The following is a 13875-nucleotide window of genomic DNA, read 5'->3' as shown; positions in this document are numbered from 1 at the left end:
TCGCTGGCGTCGGACCGTGGCGCTAGGGTGGGCGGCGTGACCGACCGACTCCGGATCCTCCACCTCAGCGACACGCATCTCTACGGCGACGGCCGCCTCCAGTACGGGCTGGTCGACACCCTCGAAGCGCTCGATCGGGTGCTCGTGCGCGCCGGCGAACTGGAGACGGTGGACCTGGTGGTGGTGTCCGGCGACCTGTCCGACGACGGGACGGCGGCGTCGTACCGGCTGCTGCGAGAGCGGCTGGAGCCCTGGGCGGCGGAACGAGGGGCGGCGGTCGCGTACGCGATCGGGAACCACGACCTCCCTGACGCCTTCGAGGAGGTGCTCGGAGAGCGGGAGCGGGTTCTCCCGGTCCGCGGCTTCCGGGTCGTGACGGTCGACACGACCGTGGCTCGGGCCGGCTACGGAACGGTCGGCGACATCCGGCTCGCGCGGCTTCGGGAGGTTCTCGCCGAGCCGAGCGCGAACGGGACCATCGTGGTGCTGCACCATCCGCCGGTCCCGCCGACCACGGGGCTGTTCGAGAGGCTGCGGCTGGTCGACCCGGACCCGCTGCTCGAGGCGTGCTCGGAAGGGGATGTGCGGCTGATCCTGGCCGGGCACTACCATCACGCGCTCATCACCTCGGCGGGCGCCGGGGACATCCCGGTCGTGGTGGCCCCCGCCGTCGCCAACACGACGGACGTGCTCTGGCCGCGCCCGCGGAGCGCGCCGAGCGCGGGGCCGGGTTCGCACTCGTCGAGCTCCCCGCCGACGGCGCAGTACGGGCACATGTCGTGCGCGCGCCGGCACCCGACGACGGCGCGACGGTCTACGACCTCGATGCCGACGCGATCGCGCGGATCGCGGCGGACGCCGGCTGGCAGGGCGCGGTGTGAGCGGCGCCGGCTACTCGGGCACGCCGCTCTGGAAGAAGCTCGGCCTCAAGCCCGGGATGCGCGCGCAGCTCCTGCACGCCGACCCGGGCTGGGCGGTGCCCGTGGAGGACGGGCCCGTGGACGTGGAGTGGCTCGCACCCTCATCGGCGGAGCCGGCCGGGCTCATCGTCGCGTTCTACCGGGAGGCGGCCGACTACGTCGCCGAGCTCGACGCGCTGGCGCCGCGCATCCACCCCGCCGGGATGATCTGGGCGGCGTGGCCGCGGAAGGCCGCCGGCCATGTCAGCGACATCGACGAGAACCTCATCCGCGACACCGCGCTCGCCCGCGGGCTCGTCGACGTCAAAGTCGCCGCACTCTCCGCCGACTGGTCCGCCCTCAAACTCGTCATCCGCCGCACCAACCGCTGACCCGACGCCATCGATTCCTCACTTTCTCCCGCCTCCGCGCGGCGTGTTGCGGGAGAAAGTGAGGAATCGATGGCTAGTCGAAGGGGACGTGCTGGAGGATCCAGGCGTGCATGGCGACGGCGGCGGCGGCCGACGCGTTGATGGAGCGGGTCGAGCCGAACTGGGAGATCTCGACGACGATGTCGGCGGCCTCCAGGGCGGCGGGTGAGAGGCCGGGGCCCTCCTGGCCGAACAGCAGCACGCACTCGCGCGGCATCCGGTACGTCTCGATCAGCACTGAGCCCGGCACATTGTCGACCGCCACGATCGGGAGGCCGGCCTCCCGCGCCCAGGCGACGAAGGCCTCCACGTCGTCGTGGTGGACCACGTGCTGGTAGCGGTCGGTGACCATCGCGCCGCGCTTGTTCCACCGTCGCCGGCCGATGATGTGCACGGTGTCGGCGGCGAACGCGTTCGCGCTGCGCACGATGGAGCCGATGTTCATGTCGTGCTGCCAGTTCTCGATCGCAACGTGGAACGGGTGGCGATGCTGGTCCAGGTCCGCGACCACGGCCTCCATCCGCCAGTAGCGGTAGCGGTCGATCACGTTGCGGGTGTCGCCGTGCCGCAGCAGCTCGGGATCGTAACGCTCGTCGTCCGGCCACTCGCCGGGCCACGGGCCGACGCCGTGCGTGGTCAGCTCGGCGGACGGCGGCAGGTCGCTGGGCTGGGGGGTCTCCGGACTCACCGACTCAGCGTAGCCGGAGCCGCCGCGGGCAGCCCGGGCAGGACCGTGTTCTTCGAAACAGCCCTGCTTGCCCCGGCCCCTTCCCCTGCCTAGGGTTTCCCCGTGGGCGGATTCTTCCGGTGGTTGGCCGATTCCGGCGTCGTCCAGGGTGTGATCATCGGCGCGACGTTCGCATACGTGACCACGGTCCTGCTGCTGAACGCCGTGGCGAGGTCCGAAACGACGACCGTGAACGGCTGGCGGGCGATCCGCCGTGCCGGCCGTCCCGGAAACGGGCTGCTGGTCCGCGCCGCACTGCAGAAGGCCCTGCCGGTCGTCAACAGCTTCGAGGAGGCCGCGTACTGGAGCGCCAACACCGATGCCACCGGCTCGCGGCTCAGCGGGGACCGTGGCTATCGGGTGCGTTTCGCGGCCGACGGTCTTCCCCGAACGGCGCGTTCTGGTCGCTCACCGCGACGGACCCGACGGGCTACATCGTCGAAACCCGGGGAGGACGGTCGAGCCTCGGCAGCCAGTCGGGTCTGCGCGCGGAGCCCGACGGCTCGCTGGAGATCCTGCTGCAGGCGCAACGACCGCCGGATGCTGCGCTGAACTGGCTGGCGACTCCCCCGGGCCGGTTCTCGCTCATGCTTCGCGCCTATCTTCCCGGGCGCGCGATCCTGGACGGCGACTACCAGCTCCCGCCGGTCGTCGAGGTGCGGTCGTGAATCGCCTGATCCTGAAGTACGCCACCCCGATCACCGTCGTCATCCTCGTGATCTTCGGCTGGGTCGTGTACCGGCGCATCGTGGATGGCGGCCCGGCCGCGATCGTCCCCCTCGGCATCGCGGCGGTGGTCGTCTGGGCGGCCGGAACGTTCCTGTTCGTCTACTTCTGGCCGCGCATCACGGTCGGAGGCTTCAGGCGCGTCTTCACGAAGCGCGGGATGGGCGGCGGCCCGATACCCGTGAACACGCTCTACGCCGTACCGGAGAGCGCGTCGCAGTCCGCCACGGCAGGCAGCGTCATCGCCACCGGCGCCGACGACCTCCTGTACCTGGGCGGCTGGCTGGAGGTCGCGGCCGGTCCGCAGGTGCTGCACGTGCCCGATTCGGCCGGCCGCTACCTCAGCATCCAATTCACCGATCCCGTCTCCGGCTCCAATTTCGCCTACGTGGGCACCCGCACGACGGGAACGGGTCCCGGGGACTTCCTCCTCTGCGACGCCGGCTGGGGCGGCACGACGCCGCGCGGGATGACGCGCATCGACGTCCCCCATCGCGCCGCTCTGGTCATCGGCCGGGTGTTCGTGGCCGACGATGCCGACCGCAGCGCGGCGTACGCGCTGGCGAAGCAGGCGCAACTCACGCCGTACCGGCCGGCGTGATGCGGCTTGGCGGCACTGCGCGTCACTCCGACAGCGGACCGAAACCTTCCTGCAACGCCCGGGCAATATGCAGCTCGACGGCGCTGCGCGTCACTCCGACAGCGGACCGAAACCTTCCTGCAACGCCCGGGCAATATGCTGGTGGCGTCACTTCACCATCGGAAGGGGTCCTGCGTGGCGCGACGCGACGAGATCGAATGCTGGCTGACCGACATGGACGGCGTCCTCGTCCACGAGAACTCCGCGCTCCCCGGCGCGTCCGAGCTGATCCAGCAGTGGCGCGACCAGGGCACACCCTTCCTGGTGCTCACCAACAACTCGATCTACACCCCGCGCGACCTCGCGGCCCGGCTGCGCGCCTCCGGCCTCGACGTGCCGGAGGAGTCGATCTGGACCTCCGCGCTGGCGACGGCCGACTTCCTGCGGTCGCAGAAGCCGGGAGGCAGCGCCTACGTCATCGGGGAGGCCGGGCTCACGACCGCCCTGCACGAGGCCGGCTTCATCATGACCGACACGAACCCGGACTACGTGGTCGTCGGGGAGACCCGCAGTTACTCGTTCGACGCCATCACGAAGGCCGTCCGCCTGATCGGCGCGGGGGCGCGCTTCATCGCGACCAACCCGGACGCCACCGGCCCGAGCGCCGAGGGTCCGTTGCCCGCGACCGGAGCGGTCACGGCGATGATCACGAAGGCGACCGGCGGCATGGAGCCGTACGTGGTGGGCAAGCCCAACCCGATGATGTTCCGCTCTGCGCTCAACCGCATCGGCGCGCACTCCGAGAACACCGCGATGATCGGCGACCGGATGGACACCGACGTCGTCGCCGGCATCGAGGCCGGCCTCCACACGATCCTCGTTCTGACCGGGATCAGCGACCAGGCGGAGATCGACCGCTACCCGTTCCGTCCGGACGAGATCCTGTCCGGCGTGAAGGAGTTGGTCGCGTCGGTGCCGGTCGAGTCGGACCTCTGAGTCGGCGCGCCGGTCAGCCGGTCGGACCCGGCCCCGCCACGGTGGACGTCAGCGGCTGGCCGCTGGAGCGGTTCGCGAAACAGTAGTAGGACCGCTGCCCGCTCTTCCACTGCGCCTCGGTCGCCGGGAATGCGCCCTGCACCTGGAGGTCCGGGTACGCGGCGGCGGCGTTGAGGTCGATCACGCCTGAGGCCGTGCACAGGGTGTTGATCTGCTGCGCGAGCGCATCGGTGCCCGGGTAGGGCGCTGCGGGGTCGGCGGAGACCAGGTTGGTGTAGACGAGCTGCGCGGAGTGCGGGGCCGTGCAGTCCACGACGGTGAACGTCTCCGCCCACGGGCTGGTGTACGGCTGAACGCACTCGCCGCCGCCGAGCGTGTTCCACGCGTGGGTGCCCGGCCCTACCGCCGCGGCCGGCTTCGGGCTGACGGTGGGAGTCGGCGTGGGCGTCGGCGTCGGCGTCGGGGTGGCCGACGGGGTCGTGGACGTCGAGGCCTTCGGGGCGCCCGCGGGCGCGCCGAACAGCGACGGGAGGCGGGTGCCGAGCGCGAACAGGCCGACCAGGACGAGCAGCACCGCGAGGACGCCGAGGATGAGGAAGAGGCGGCGGTTGGTGGGGGGCTGTTCGGAAGGCGGGGCCGGGGGTGCGGAGGTGGGGGGTGCGGAGGCGCCGGAGACCGAGTCGGCGGCGGATGTCGGCTGAGCGTCGCGGACAGGCGGAGTCGTGTCGCGGGCTGCGGCGGCGGCGTCGAACGCGACGGTCGGCGTGTCCAGCGCGTCGAAGGCCACCGTGGGCGTCAGGAGGGCGTCGAAACCGCTCGTCCCCGAACCGACCTGCGGACCCTCCAGCCCGGCCGACGGGGCGTCGAAGGCGAACTCGGCGCCGTCCACCGACGACGGGGCGTGATGCGCCGAGGCCTCGTGACGCGGAAGCGCATCGGACTCCGGGGGAACGTCCTGCTCCTGCTCAGTCGCGAGCTCGGGGAAGAGGATGGCGTCCATCCCCAGCGCGGCCGCGGGGAGAAGGGCGTCGGCCCCGTCCCCATTCGGCGCCTGATCGGCCGGTCCGGAGGGCATGCCGAACGTCGGAAGCGCCCCGTCCGCCACCGGCTCAGAGGACGACGGCTCGACAGGCTCGACCGGCTCGACCGGCGCGACCGGCACGGCGAAGGACGACGGCTGAACACGCTCGGCCGGCTCGCCGACCGGCGTGGGCCGGCCTTGGGCCGCCGACTCGCCGAAGGTGAACGGCACACCCTCCTCAGCGGCTTCCGCGGACGAGGGAAGCTTCCGCCCTCGGCGGCCGGCCGCTGGGCGTGTCCGTTCTCCTCATCGTGGGCGCCGTCGTCGGACTCCTCGTTGACGCCGAAGTCGCCGAAGAGCTCGGCGATGCCGTCCTGCTCGTCATCGCCCGGCTCGTTGGCGGCGTCGGGCACGGCGGACACGGGAAGGTCCGCCGCGCGCTCCGACGCCGGATCGGTCACGGGCGCGAAGACATCCGGTGCGGCAGCCGAGGCCGCGGCGAGCGCCTCCGCGTCGAACGGACTGGTCGCGGGAGACGGCGGCGCGCCGAGGACCGCCTCGGTCTGGGCGGCCCCGTCGTACCCGGCCGGCGCGACGCCCGGTTCGCTCAGGGGAGGCGGCGTTGGCACGACGTCCTGGCCGTCGCTGGCGCCGCCGGCGGCCGCCCAGGCGCGCGCCTGAGCCTCGGCCTCGGCTCGTGCTGCCGCGGCCTGTTCCTCGGCACGCGCGCGCTCAGAGGCCTCGGCCTGCGCCTGAGCCTGCGCCTCAGCTCGAGCCTGCGCCTCAGCCCTGGCCTGCGCCTCAGCCCTGGCCTGCGCCTCAGCTCTGGCCTGCGCCTCCGCCTGAGCCTGCGCCTCAGCTCGCGCCTGCGCCTCCGCCTGAGCCTCAGCTCGCGCCTGCGCCTCGGCCTGCGCGCGCTCGTCGGCGTCCGCCTGGGCTTGGGCTTCGGCCTCGGCCTGGAGTGCGTCCTTTCGGGTCAGGGGAGGGGCCTGGATGGGGATGATGCCCGTGGTGTCCCCGAGCAGCGGACGCGGAGCGGGACGCTCCTCCTCGAACATTCCGAGCAGAGCCGCCAGGCCGTGGCCCTCGATGGGGCCGGTCGGGGCAGGCTCGGCAACGGGCGGCTCGAGCGCATCAGGCCCCGCCGCTTCAGGTCCGGGTGCCACTGCGCCGGACGGCGCGGGTTCGGGCGCTGTCGGCTCGCGGCGGGGGAAGCCGGGCACGGCCTGATCCGGCGTGGCAGGCTCCAGAACCTCATCGGGACCGGAGAAGCGGTCGCCGACCTCCGGAGGCTGCGGTATGCGCAACGCGGCCACGAAGCCGGTGGGTTCGAACGCCTGAGTCGGCGGCGTCGCAGCGGGCGCAGCCGGCTCGGTCGGCACGGGTGTCGGCTCGGCCACGGACGCAGGCTCCGGCGGCGTCGTAGCGGGCTGATCTGCAGCCGGTGCAGGCGCAGGCACCGGTGCGCCGTCCGGCACCGGAATCGAGCCCTGCCCGGGTGCCGCGTGCGCCGGCTCGGCGCCGGACTCCGGCGCCGCCGGAGGAACGGGCGTCGGCTGCGAGGGGGTCGGCTCGACGAAGTTCGAGCGACGAACGGGAGGAGCATCGTCCTCGGCGTCCCCATCCCCGGCGTCCACATCCCCGGCCGGGCCCTCGGTCTCGTCGAACAGCGACGGGACCTCGGGTGCCGCGGCATCGCGGGACGTCAGGTTCCAGGTGAAGCCGGGGGCGGTCGGGGCGATGAGTGTTCCATCCGGCAGCGCGGCGGCACTGTCGTCGGCCGTGGACTCAGGCGTGTGCGGTTCGCGGAGGAGGTCCTCGAACGCGGACGAGGACGCGGGAGCCGAAGGGACGGGCGCGGCAGGCTCCGTCGGCGGCAGGGGCTCGTCGGAAGCCGCGGTCGGCGAGGCGAATGGCCAGACCGGTACCGAACCGGCCGGAGCGGCAGCTTCGGCCGGAACGCCACCGACCGGCGAAGCAGACTCAGACTCCACCGGGGGAGCGGAGGAGGCGGGAGCAGCGGGGGCGGCCGGTGCGGCCTGCTCAACCGGCGCAGCATCGGGAGCCGAACCCGGCTCCCCGGGCCCAGCCTCCGTGGCCGCGCTCTCCGCATCCGGCGCTTGCGGCCGCGTCAACGGGCGGCCGCCGCTGAGCTGCGCGAGGAACCACTCCGAGCTCCCCACCTCTGGCTCCGTCGCCTGCTCCCGATCCGGCTCGTCGCCCGCCGGGGGTTCGCGGTGTTCCGCCACTACTCCAGCCCCAGATCCTCGAGGCCGATGGCGGCGAAGTACGGGTAGCCGGCCGACTCGATGACTTCGCGCGCGCCCGTGTTGCGGTCGACGACCACCGCGACGCCGGCGATCTCCGCGCCGACCTTCTTGAGGGCCTCGATGGCCTTCAGCGGGGAGCCCCCGGTCGTGGACGTGTCCTCCAGCACGATGACGCGCTTGCCCTGGAGGTCCGGGCCCTCGACCTGCTTGCCGCGACCGTGGTCCTTCGGCTCCTTGCGGACGACGAACGCGTCGTACGCGAGCCCGCGGGCCGCGCCCTGGTGCAGGATCGCGGCGGCGACCGGGTCGGCGCCCATCGTCATCCCGCCGACGGCGACCACATCCGGGACCTCCGCGATCAGGTCGATCATGACCTGGCCGATCAGGGGCGCCACCCGGTGGTCGAGGCTCACCTTGCGCAGGTCGACGTAGTAGCTGGCCTTCTTTCCGCTGGTCAGCGTGAAGTCGCCGTGGAAGACGGCCTCGGCGGAGATGAAGTCGATGAGCTGCTGTCGTGCGTCGGTCACGTCTGACATTCTACGGTTAACCCGCTCCGGGCAAGGGGTCGGCGGTCCCCGATACGATCGGGGCATGCGCGTCGCCACGTGGAATGTGAACTCCATCCGTACCCGAGTCGCCCGGGTGGTGGACTGGATGGTCCGGGAGGACGTGGACGTTCTGGCCATGCAGGAGATCAAATGCAAGCCGGAGCAGTTCCCGTACGAGGCGTTCGAGGCGGCCGGTTACGAGGTCGTCCTGCACGGCCTGAACCAGTGGAACGGCGTCGCGATCGCCGCCCGGCTGCCGATCGAGGACGTCGAGGTCGGCTTCCCCGACATGCCCGGGTTCCTGAAGGACCACGACGGCCCCGACCTCCCGAAGGAGGCCCGCGCGATCGGCGCGACGGTGGACGGCGTGCGGTTGTGGAGCCTGTATGTCCCCAACGGCCGCTCGCTCGCCGACCCGCACTACGTCTACAAGCTGGACTGGCTGGCCGCCCTCGCCGCGGACACCCAGCGCTGGCTGGCCGAGAACCCGGGTCAGCAGCTCGCGCTGATGGGCGACTGGAACGTGGCGCCGCTCGACTCCGACGTCGGCGACCCGAGCCTCATCCCGGGCGTCTCCACGCACATCTCGCCGCCGGAGCGCACCGCGTTCGCTGCCTTCGAGAAGGTCGGACTGACGGATGTCGTGCGGCCGATCGTCCCCGACGGGTACACGTACTGGGACTACAAGCAACTCCGCTTCCCGCGCAACGAGGGGCTCCGGATCGACTTCATCCTCGGCTCGCCGGCGTTCGCCGACCGGGTGTCGGGCGCGAGCATCCACCGGAACGAGCGCAAAGGCGACGCGCCGAGCGACCACGTGCCGGTGCTCGTCGAGCTGGCGGAGGTCGCGACGCATGAGGACGACGACGACCGGCCGATGATCTGGTGAGCACGACTCTCTGATTGCGCCGCGAGCCGCCTTCACATGGAGGTCGTGGTGCAGCCCGAGCCGATGATGCTGACTCCGCGCGCCTGGATGTCGGGGCGCGTGCCCAGCACCGAACCTGTGTGTGCGTCGACGACGGTCACGGTGTCGAAGTCGGGCGCGAGCCCTGGGAACGACGGCAACTGCCGCGCAACCCTTTCGCAACCGTTCGTTACGCCGCATTGCGCCCCGGGAGCGCCCGCTGGGCCGCTGTCGATAGCGTCGAGGGACCATGCCTTCCGCCTCCCCTGCGTCCGCGTTCTCCGTCGACTTCGTCGGTGTCGGGCGGGCGTTTCCCGGGCTTCGGCAGCGCGGGGCCGCCGCCTCCGTGAGGCCCGTTCTGCGGGACGTGTCGCTGAGCGTCGCGGCCGGTGAGGTCGTCGCGATCCTCGGGGCCAGTGGGTGCGGCAAGTCGACGCTGCTGCGCATCGCGGGCGGGCTCGACTCGCCCACGGCCGGTGCGGCGCGGATCGACGGGTCGCCCGTCGCGGGGATCGACGCCCGGTGCGCTGTCGGGTTCCAGGAGCCGCGGCTGCTGCCGTGGCGGTCGCTCGCCGACAACGTCGCGCTCGGGCTGCCGCGCGGGCTCGACCGGGCCGACGGGCGCGAGCGGGTCGGGAGGCTGCTCGAGCTGGTCGGGCTGGAGGCAGCCGCCTCGCTGCGTCCGCGGGAGGTGTCCGGCGGGATGGCGCAGCGCGCCTCGCTCGCGCGGGCGCTGGCCCGGAACCCGGGAGTCCTGCTGCTGGACGAGCCGTTCGGGGCGCTCGATGCGCTCACGCGGCTGCGGATGCAGGACCTCCTCCTCGACGTCCACACCGCGAACCCCGCCACCATCCTCCTCGTCACGCACGACGTGGACGAGGCACTCCAGCTCGCCGACCGCGTCATCCTGCTGGGCCGCGAGGACGGCCGTGACGGCGCGACCATCCGTCGCGTCGTCACGGTCCCCGGCACCCGACCGCGCGACCGGGGCTCCGCGGCGCTCGCCGAGCTCCGCGCCGAACTGCTCGACGGGCTCGGGATCGACCGGCACGGGAGGGCGCTGGACGACCACCAGGCGCCCGCCATCGCGCCGTTCCCGTACTGAGCCCGGCCAGCACAACCAGCACCAGCCACGGAACACAGCACCGCCCCACCAGACCCGAGAGGCACCCGATGCACCGCAGACCCACCATCCTCCCCGCCGCCGCGGCCGTCGCCGCCGCGGCCGCCCTCCTGCTCACCGGCTGCGTCGCCGGGGAAGGCGCCGCCGCCGGCTCCCAGAGCACCGCCGGCGTCACGAAGGGCGGGACGCTCAACATCGACTTCGCGACCTACAACCCGCTCAGCATGGTCATCAAGAAGGAGGGCTGGCTCGAGAAGGCCCTCAAGAAGCAGGGCATCACGGTCAACTGGGTGCAGTCGGCCGGCTCCAACAAGGCCAACGAGGCGCTCCGCTCCGGCGCGATCGACGTCGGTTCCACGGCGGGCTCGGCCGCCCTCCTCGCGCGCGCCAACGGCTCGGCCATCAAGACGATCGACATCTTCTCCCAGCCCGAATGGTCGGCCCTCGTGGTCGGCCCGAACTCCCCGATCACCTCGGTGAAGGAGCTCAAGGGCAAGCAGATCGCGGCGACGAAGGGCACCGACCCCTACTTCTTCCTGCTGCAGGCGCTGGAGGCCAACGGGCTGTCGGCGAACGATGTCACGATCCAGAACCTCCAGCACGCCGACGGCTGGGCGGCGCTGCAGAACGGCTCGGTGCAGGCGTGGAGCGGGCTCGACCCGATCATGGCCAACGCCCAGAAGTCCGGGGCGAAGCTGCTCTGCCGGAACGTGAAGTTCAACACCTTCGGGTTCCTCAACGCGACCGAGTCCTTCCTCTCGTCGAAGCCGGACGTCGCACAGACGGTCGTGAACACCTACGAGCACGCGCGCGCCTGGGCGCTGAAGCACCCGGACGACACGGCGAAGATCCTCGCGGACGTCGCCGGCATCGACCCGGCGGTCGCGACCACGGTCATCACCGAGCGCACCAACCTCGGCGTCTCCAACATCCCCGGAGCGGCCCAGCTCGCGGTGCTGAAGAAGGTCGGCCCGATCTTCGTGCAGTCCGGCGACGTGCGCACGCAGGGCGACATCGACACGGCGCTGAGCACCCTCCTCGACCCGACCTTCGCCACGAAGGCCGACCCGAGCGCGATCGGCGGTTGAGCGCGGGATGACGTATCAGAACGCGCCGGACGGCGACGGGCCGCTGATCGTCGTCGGGGGACCGGACGGCGGCCTCCCCGTCGCGCGCCGAACGCCGCGGGAGCCGACGCCGCAGGAGCCGAAGCCGCGGGCGGCATCGTCGCGCGCGCCGTTCCTCTCGCGCCGCTCGGTGCGGATCGTCGGCGGCTCTCTGATCCCGGTCGCGCTGCTCATCGTCTGGCAGCTCGTCTCCACGTCCGGCGCGTTCTCCTCCTCCCAGCTCCCCACCCCCGCGATGGTCGTGCAGGCCGGCGTCGACCTCGCCCAGCGCGGCCTGCTCGGCCTCTACATCGCCATCTCGACGCAGCGCGTCCTCATCGGGTTCGCGATCGGGGCGGCGCTCGGGCTGCTGTTCGGCGCGATCGTCGGGCTGTCGCGCCTCGGCGACATCCTGTTCAGCCCGACCCTCGGCGCGATCCGGGCGGTGCCGTCGCTCGCCTGGGTGCCGCTGCTGATCCTGTGGTTCAAGATCGGCGAGGACTCCAAGATCATCCTGATCGCGATCGGCGCGTTCTTCCCGGTCTACACGACCGTCGCCGCCGCGCTCCGGCACGTCGACCGGCAGCTCGTGGAGGCCGGCCGCGCGTTCGGGCTCGGGGGCGTCCGGCTGTTCACGACCGTGCAGTTGCCGTCCGTGCTGCCCGCGGTGGTGTCGGGGCTCCGGCTCGCGCTCGCGCAGGCGTGGCTGTTCCTCGTCGCGGCGGAGCTGATCGCGTCATCCATGGGGCTCGGCTTCCTGCTCAGCGACTCGCAGAACAACGGGCGCACGGACCGGCTGTTCCTGGCGATCATCCTGCTCGCGATCCTCGGCAAGCTGACCGACTCGCTGGTCGGGCTGTTCGAGCGGTGGGCGAACCGCCGCTGGGCCTGATCCCTCTTCCCACCATCCCGGCCGACTGTCGACCCCTCGAACGCCTCGGCGATCCCGCCTAGCGTCGACGCCGAATCCGTACACATCGAGATGCGCGATCGAGCCATCGAGATGCGCCATCGAGGAAAGGAATCGGCCCATGGCCACCGTGACCCAGAGCATCGACGTGAACGTGCCCGTCACCACCGCGTACAACCAGTGGACCCAGTTCGAGAGCTTCCCGCACTTCCTCGACGAGGTGGAGGACATCCGCCAGGTCGACGCCACCACGAACCACTGGCGCGTGAAGATCGGCGGTGTGACCCGCGAGTTCGACACTGTCATCGCCGAGCAGCACCCGGACGAGCGTGTCGCCTGGAAGAGCGTCGCGGGAGACGTCGTCCACGCGGGAGTCGTCACCTTCCACCGCCTCTCCGACGACAGCACGCGCGTGACCGTGCAGTTCGACTGGCAGCCGGGCGACGCGCTGGAGAAGGTGGGCGCCGCGCTGGGCGTCGACGACCACGCCGTCAAGAAGGACCTCCGCAACTTCAAGGAGTTCATCGAGGCGCAGCCGGCCGAGACCGGCGCCTGGCGCGAGGATGTGGACCGGGGAGGCGTCGCCTGACCCGAAGGGTCTGCTAGGTTCTCGCCCCATGAACCCTGGGGAGCAGCCGCCGGATCGGAGATTCGCGCGGCTGCTCCTGGGTTTCGACGAGACGCGCCGCAAGTTCAGGGAGACGACCGTCCCGCTGCTCTGCACGACCCGCGAGTCGCAGACCTTCCGCACGGCCGTGAGCGGCGCGATCGTCGGCGGCGTCGTGTTCAACGCCATCAGCGGCTCGCGGCACACGGTCGAGCAGCCCGACCAGCACGGCGGGAGCGAGACCGGGGCCAACGCGATGATCCACATCCAGCTCACCGGGGAGAGCGCCCTCGAGCAGGACGGCCGAACCGCCGTGGTGCGGGCCGGTGACATCACCGCGTACTCTGCCGCGCGCCCCTTCGTGCTCGACCACGGCGGGGAGAGCCTCATCGTGCGGATCCCGCACCGCGCGTTGCCGGTGCCCGCGAGCACGGTCGACGAAGTGGTGGCGGTGCGGTTCGAGCGGGAGCGTCCCCTCGTCGGCATCGTCCACCCGCTCGCCGTGCAACTCGGGCGCACCGCCCACCGGCTCGAGGGCAGCGCGGGCCGGCGACTGGTCGACAGCGCGGTCGGGATGCTGGGCGCCGTCGTGGTGGAGGCGCTGCAGGATCGCGAGACCGGCGCCAGGGAGTCCCAGCTCGACCGGGTCATCGAGTACATCGAGCTGAACCTCTCCCGGCCCGACCTGACGGTGGCGGAGATCGCGAGCGCCAACTTCATGTCGGTGCGCAAGCTCCACGCGCTGTTCGGGGAGCATGACAGCACGGTCGCGGCGTGGGTGCGGTCGCGGCGGCTGGAGCGCTGCCGGATGGACCTGTCCGACTCGGAGTTCGGCGGCCTCCGGATCGCCGAGGTCGGGGCTCGGTGGGGGTTCAAGGACGCGGCGCACTTCAGCCGGCTTTTCGCGGAGCGGTACGCCACGTCGCCCCGTGCGTTCCGGGCCTCGATCGCAGGGGTCGCGGCGCGCGGACGGGTGGCGAGCCCGCACCCGGACTCGCCACCCGCTCCCGTGCTGCGCTAGCGG

16 protein-coding genes and 1 pseudogene are annotated in these 13875 nt (G+C 72.0%); 12 read left to right on the top strand and 5 right to left on the bottom strand.

Features of this window, described 5'->3' with window-relative positions; translation table 11 throughout:
* Positions 1 to 27: 27 nt before the first annotated feature.
* Positions 28 to 555 (top strand): annotated as a pseudogene (locus tag ACRAWC_RS14075) (metallophosphoesterase); the annotation flags it as partial.
* A 56-nt stretch (positions 556 to 611) separates the two neighbouring features.
* Here the strand turns inward: ACRAWC_RS14075 and ACRAWC_RS14070 are convergent.
* Positions 612 to 776 (bottom strand): hypothetical protein, encoded by a 165-nt coding sequence (locus tag ACRAWC_RS14070; RefSeq protein WP_431348284.1) that lies wholly within the window; start codon positions 774 to 776, stop codon positions 612 to 614.
* A gap of 101 nt (positions 777 to 877) precedes the next feature.
* Between ACRAWC_RS14070 and ACRAWC_RS14065 the strand changes: the two genes are divergently transcribed.
* A complete protein-coding gene (locus ACRAWC_RS14065; protein WP_431348283.1) occupies positions 878 to 1291 on the top strand; it encodes a DUF3052 family protein in 414 nt (137 codons plus the stop codon).
* Between the two features lie 73 nt (positions 1292 to 1364).
* On the opposite strand, the gene ACRAWC_RS14060 is transcribed toward ACRAWC_RS14065, so the two are convergent.
* Positions 1365 to 2018 carry a TrmH family RNA methyltransferase gene (locus ACRAWC_RS14060; RefSeq protein ID WP_431348282.1) on the bottom strand — a complete coding sequence of 218 codons (654 nt, stop codon included), beginning with the start codon at positions 2016 to 2018 and terminating at the stop codon, positions 1365 to 1367.
* 119 nt (positions 2019 to 2137) lie between these two features.
* Between ACRAWC_RS14060 and ACRAWC_RS14055 the strand changes: the two genes are divergently transcribed.
* The 3 genes from ACRAWC_RS14055 to ACRAWC_RS14045 all read left to right on the top strand — a co-directional run bounded on the left by ACRAWC_RS14055 (position 2138) and on the right by ACRAWC_RS14045 (position 4359).
* Complete coding sequence (locus ACRAWC_RS14055) at positions 2138 to 2725, top strand: DUF1214 domain-containing protein (protein ID WP_431348281.1); 588 nt, start codon at positions 2138 to 2140, stop codon at positions 2723 to 2725.
* Positions 2722 to 3384: a DUF1254 domain-containing protein gene (locus ACRAWC_RS14050; RefSeq protein ID WP_431348280.1), complete on the top strand. Its 663-nt coding sequence runs from the start codon at positions 2722 to 2724 to the stop codon at positions 3382 to 3384. Before ACRAWC_RS14055 ends, ACRAWC_RS14050 begins: the two co-directional genes overlap by 4 nt.
* Positions 3385 to 3558: 174 nt before the next feature.
* On the top strand, positions 3559 to 4359 hold the full coding sequence (locus tag ACRAWC_RS14045; protein WP_431348279.1) for an HAD-IIA family hydrolase: 801 nt from the start codon (positions 3559 to 3561) through the stop codon (positions 4357 to 4359).
* Between the two features lie 13 nt (positions 4360 to 4372).
* On the opposite strand, the gene ACRAWC_RS14040 is transcribed toward ACRAWC_RS14045, so the two are convergent.
* On the bottom strand, positions 4373 to 5611 hold the full coding sequence (locus ACRAWC_RS14040) for a septum formation family protein (protein WP_431348278.1): 1239 nt from the start codon (positions 5609 to 5611) through the stop codon (positions 4373 to 4375).
* Positions 5612 to 5716: 105 nt separating this feature from the next.
* Between ACRAWC_RS14040 and ACRAWC_RS14035 the strand changes: the two genes are divergently transcribed.
* Positions 5717 to 6061, top strand: coding sequence for a hypothetical protein (locus ACRAWC_RS14035; RefSeq protein WP_431348277.1), 345 nt, complete (start codon positions 5717 to 5719; stop codon positions 6059 to 6061).
* 1567 nt (positions 6062 to 7628) lie between these two features.
* Here the strand turns inward: ACRAWC_RS14035 and pyrE are convergent.
* Positions 7629 to 8186 (bottom strand): orotate phosphoribosyltransferase, encoded by a 558-nt coding sequence (gene pyrE / locus ACRAWC_RS14030; RefSeq protein WP_431348276.1) that lies wholly within the window; start codon positions 8184 to 8186, stop codon positions 7629 to 7631.
* A gap of 55 nt (positions 8187 to 8241) precedes the next feature.
* Here pyrE and ACRAWC_RS14025 point away from each other — a divergent pair, with 55 nt between their 5' ends.
* The gene (locus ACRAWC_RS14025; RefSeq protein WP_431348275.1) at positions 8242 to 9087 is read left to right on the top strand and encodes an exodeoxyribonuclease III; all 846 of its coding nucleotides are present in this window, start codon (positions 8242 to 8244) and stop codon (positions 9085 to 9087) included.
* A 32-nt stretch (positions 9088 to 9119) separates the two neighbouring features.
* Here the strand turns inward: ACRAWC_RS14025 and ACRAWC_RS14020 are convergent, their stop codons facing one another.
* Entirely contained in the window at positions 9120 to 9266 is a 147-nt protein-coding gene (locus ACRAWC_RS14020) for a hypothetical protein (RefSeq protein WP_431348274.1), read from the bottom strand.
* Between the two features lie 89 nt (positions 9267 to 9355).
* On the opposite strand from ACRAWC_RS14020, the gene ACRAWC_RS14015 reads away from it, so the two are divergent.
* The 5 genes from ACRAWC_RS14015 to ACRAWC_RS13995 all read left to right on the top strand — a co-directional run bounded on the left by ACRAWC_RS14015 (position 9356) and on the right by ACRAWC_RS13995 (position 13872).
* Positions 9356 to 10210 (top strand): ABC transporter ATP-binding protein, encoded by an 855-nt coding sequence (locus ACRAWC_RS14015; RefSeq protein WP_431348273.1) that lies wholly within the window; start codon positions 9356 to 9358, stop codon positions 10208 to 10210.
* 68 nt (positions 10211 to 10278) lie between these two features.
* Entirely contained in the window at positions 10279 to 11316 is a 1038-nt protein-coding gene (locus ACRAWC_RS14010; protein ID WP_431348272.1) for an aliphatic sulfonate ABC transporter substrate-binding protein, read from the top strand.
* Between the two features lie 7 nt (positions 11317 to 11323).
* Positions 11324 to 12226 (top strand): ABC transporter permease, encoded by a 903-nt coding sequence (locus tag ACRAWC_RS14005; RefSeq protein ID WP_431348271.1) that lies wholly within the window; start codon positions 11324 to 11326, stop codon positions 12224 to 12226.
* 139 nt (positions 12227 to 12365) lie between these two features.
* The gene (locus ACRAWC_RS14000; RefSeq protein WP_431348270.1) at positions 12366 to 12833 is read left to right on the top strand and encodes an SRPBCC family protein; all 468 of its coding nucleotides are present in this window, start codon (positions 12366 to 12368) and stop codon (positions 12831 to 12833) included.
* A gap of 28 nt (positions 12834 to 12861) precedes the next feature.
* Positions 12862 to 13872 (top strand): helix-turn-helix domain-containing protein, encoded by a 1011-nt coding sequence (locus ACRAWC_RS13995; protein WP_431348269.1) that lies wholly within the window; start codon positions 12862 to 12864, stop codon positions 13870 to 13872.
* Positions 13873 to 13875: the final 3 nt, after the last annotated feature.

The sequence above is a fragment of the Leifsonia sp. L25 genome, from assembly GCF_050632895.1.
This window is presented reverse-complemented; position numbering and strand designations above follow the sequence as displayed.

Excerpts from the sequence above, each read along its gene's own strand:
- ACRAWC_RS14000 (WP_431348270.1), top strand. The coding sequence starts at position 12,366 with ATGGCCACCGTGACCCAGAGCATCGACGTGAACGTGCCCGTCACCACC.
- ACRAWC_RS14015 (WP_431348273.1), top strand. The coding sequence starts at position 9,356 with ATGCCTTCCGCCTCCCCTGCGTCCGCGTTCTCCGTCGACTTCGTCGGT.
- ACRAWC_RS13995 (WP_431348269.1), top strand. The coding sequence starts at position 12,862 with ATGAACCCTGGGGAGCAGCCGCCGGATCGGAGATTCGCGCGGCTGCTC.
- ACRAWC_RS14070 (WP_431348284.1), bottom strand. The coding sequence starts at position 776 with ATGTGCCCGTACTGCGCCGTCGGCGGGGAGCTCGACGAGTGCGAACCC.
- ACRAWC_RS14025 (WP_431348275.1), top strand. The coding sequence starts at position 8,242 with ATGCGCGTCGCCACGTGGAATGTGAACTCCATCCGTACCCGAGTCGCC.
- ACRAWC_RS14005 (WP_431348271.1), top strand. The coding sequence starts at position 11,324 with ATGACGTATCAGAACGCGCCGGACGGCGACGGGCCGCTGATCGTCGTC.
- ACRAWC_RS14010 (WP_431348272.1), top strand. The coding sequence starts at position 10,279 with ATGCACCGCAGACCCACCATCCTCCCCGCCGCCGCGGCCGTCGCCGCC.
- pyrE (WP_431348276.1), bottom strand. The coding sequence starts at position 8,186 with ATGTCAGACGTGACCGACGCACGACAGCAGCTCATCGACTTCATCTCC.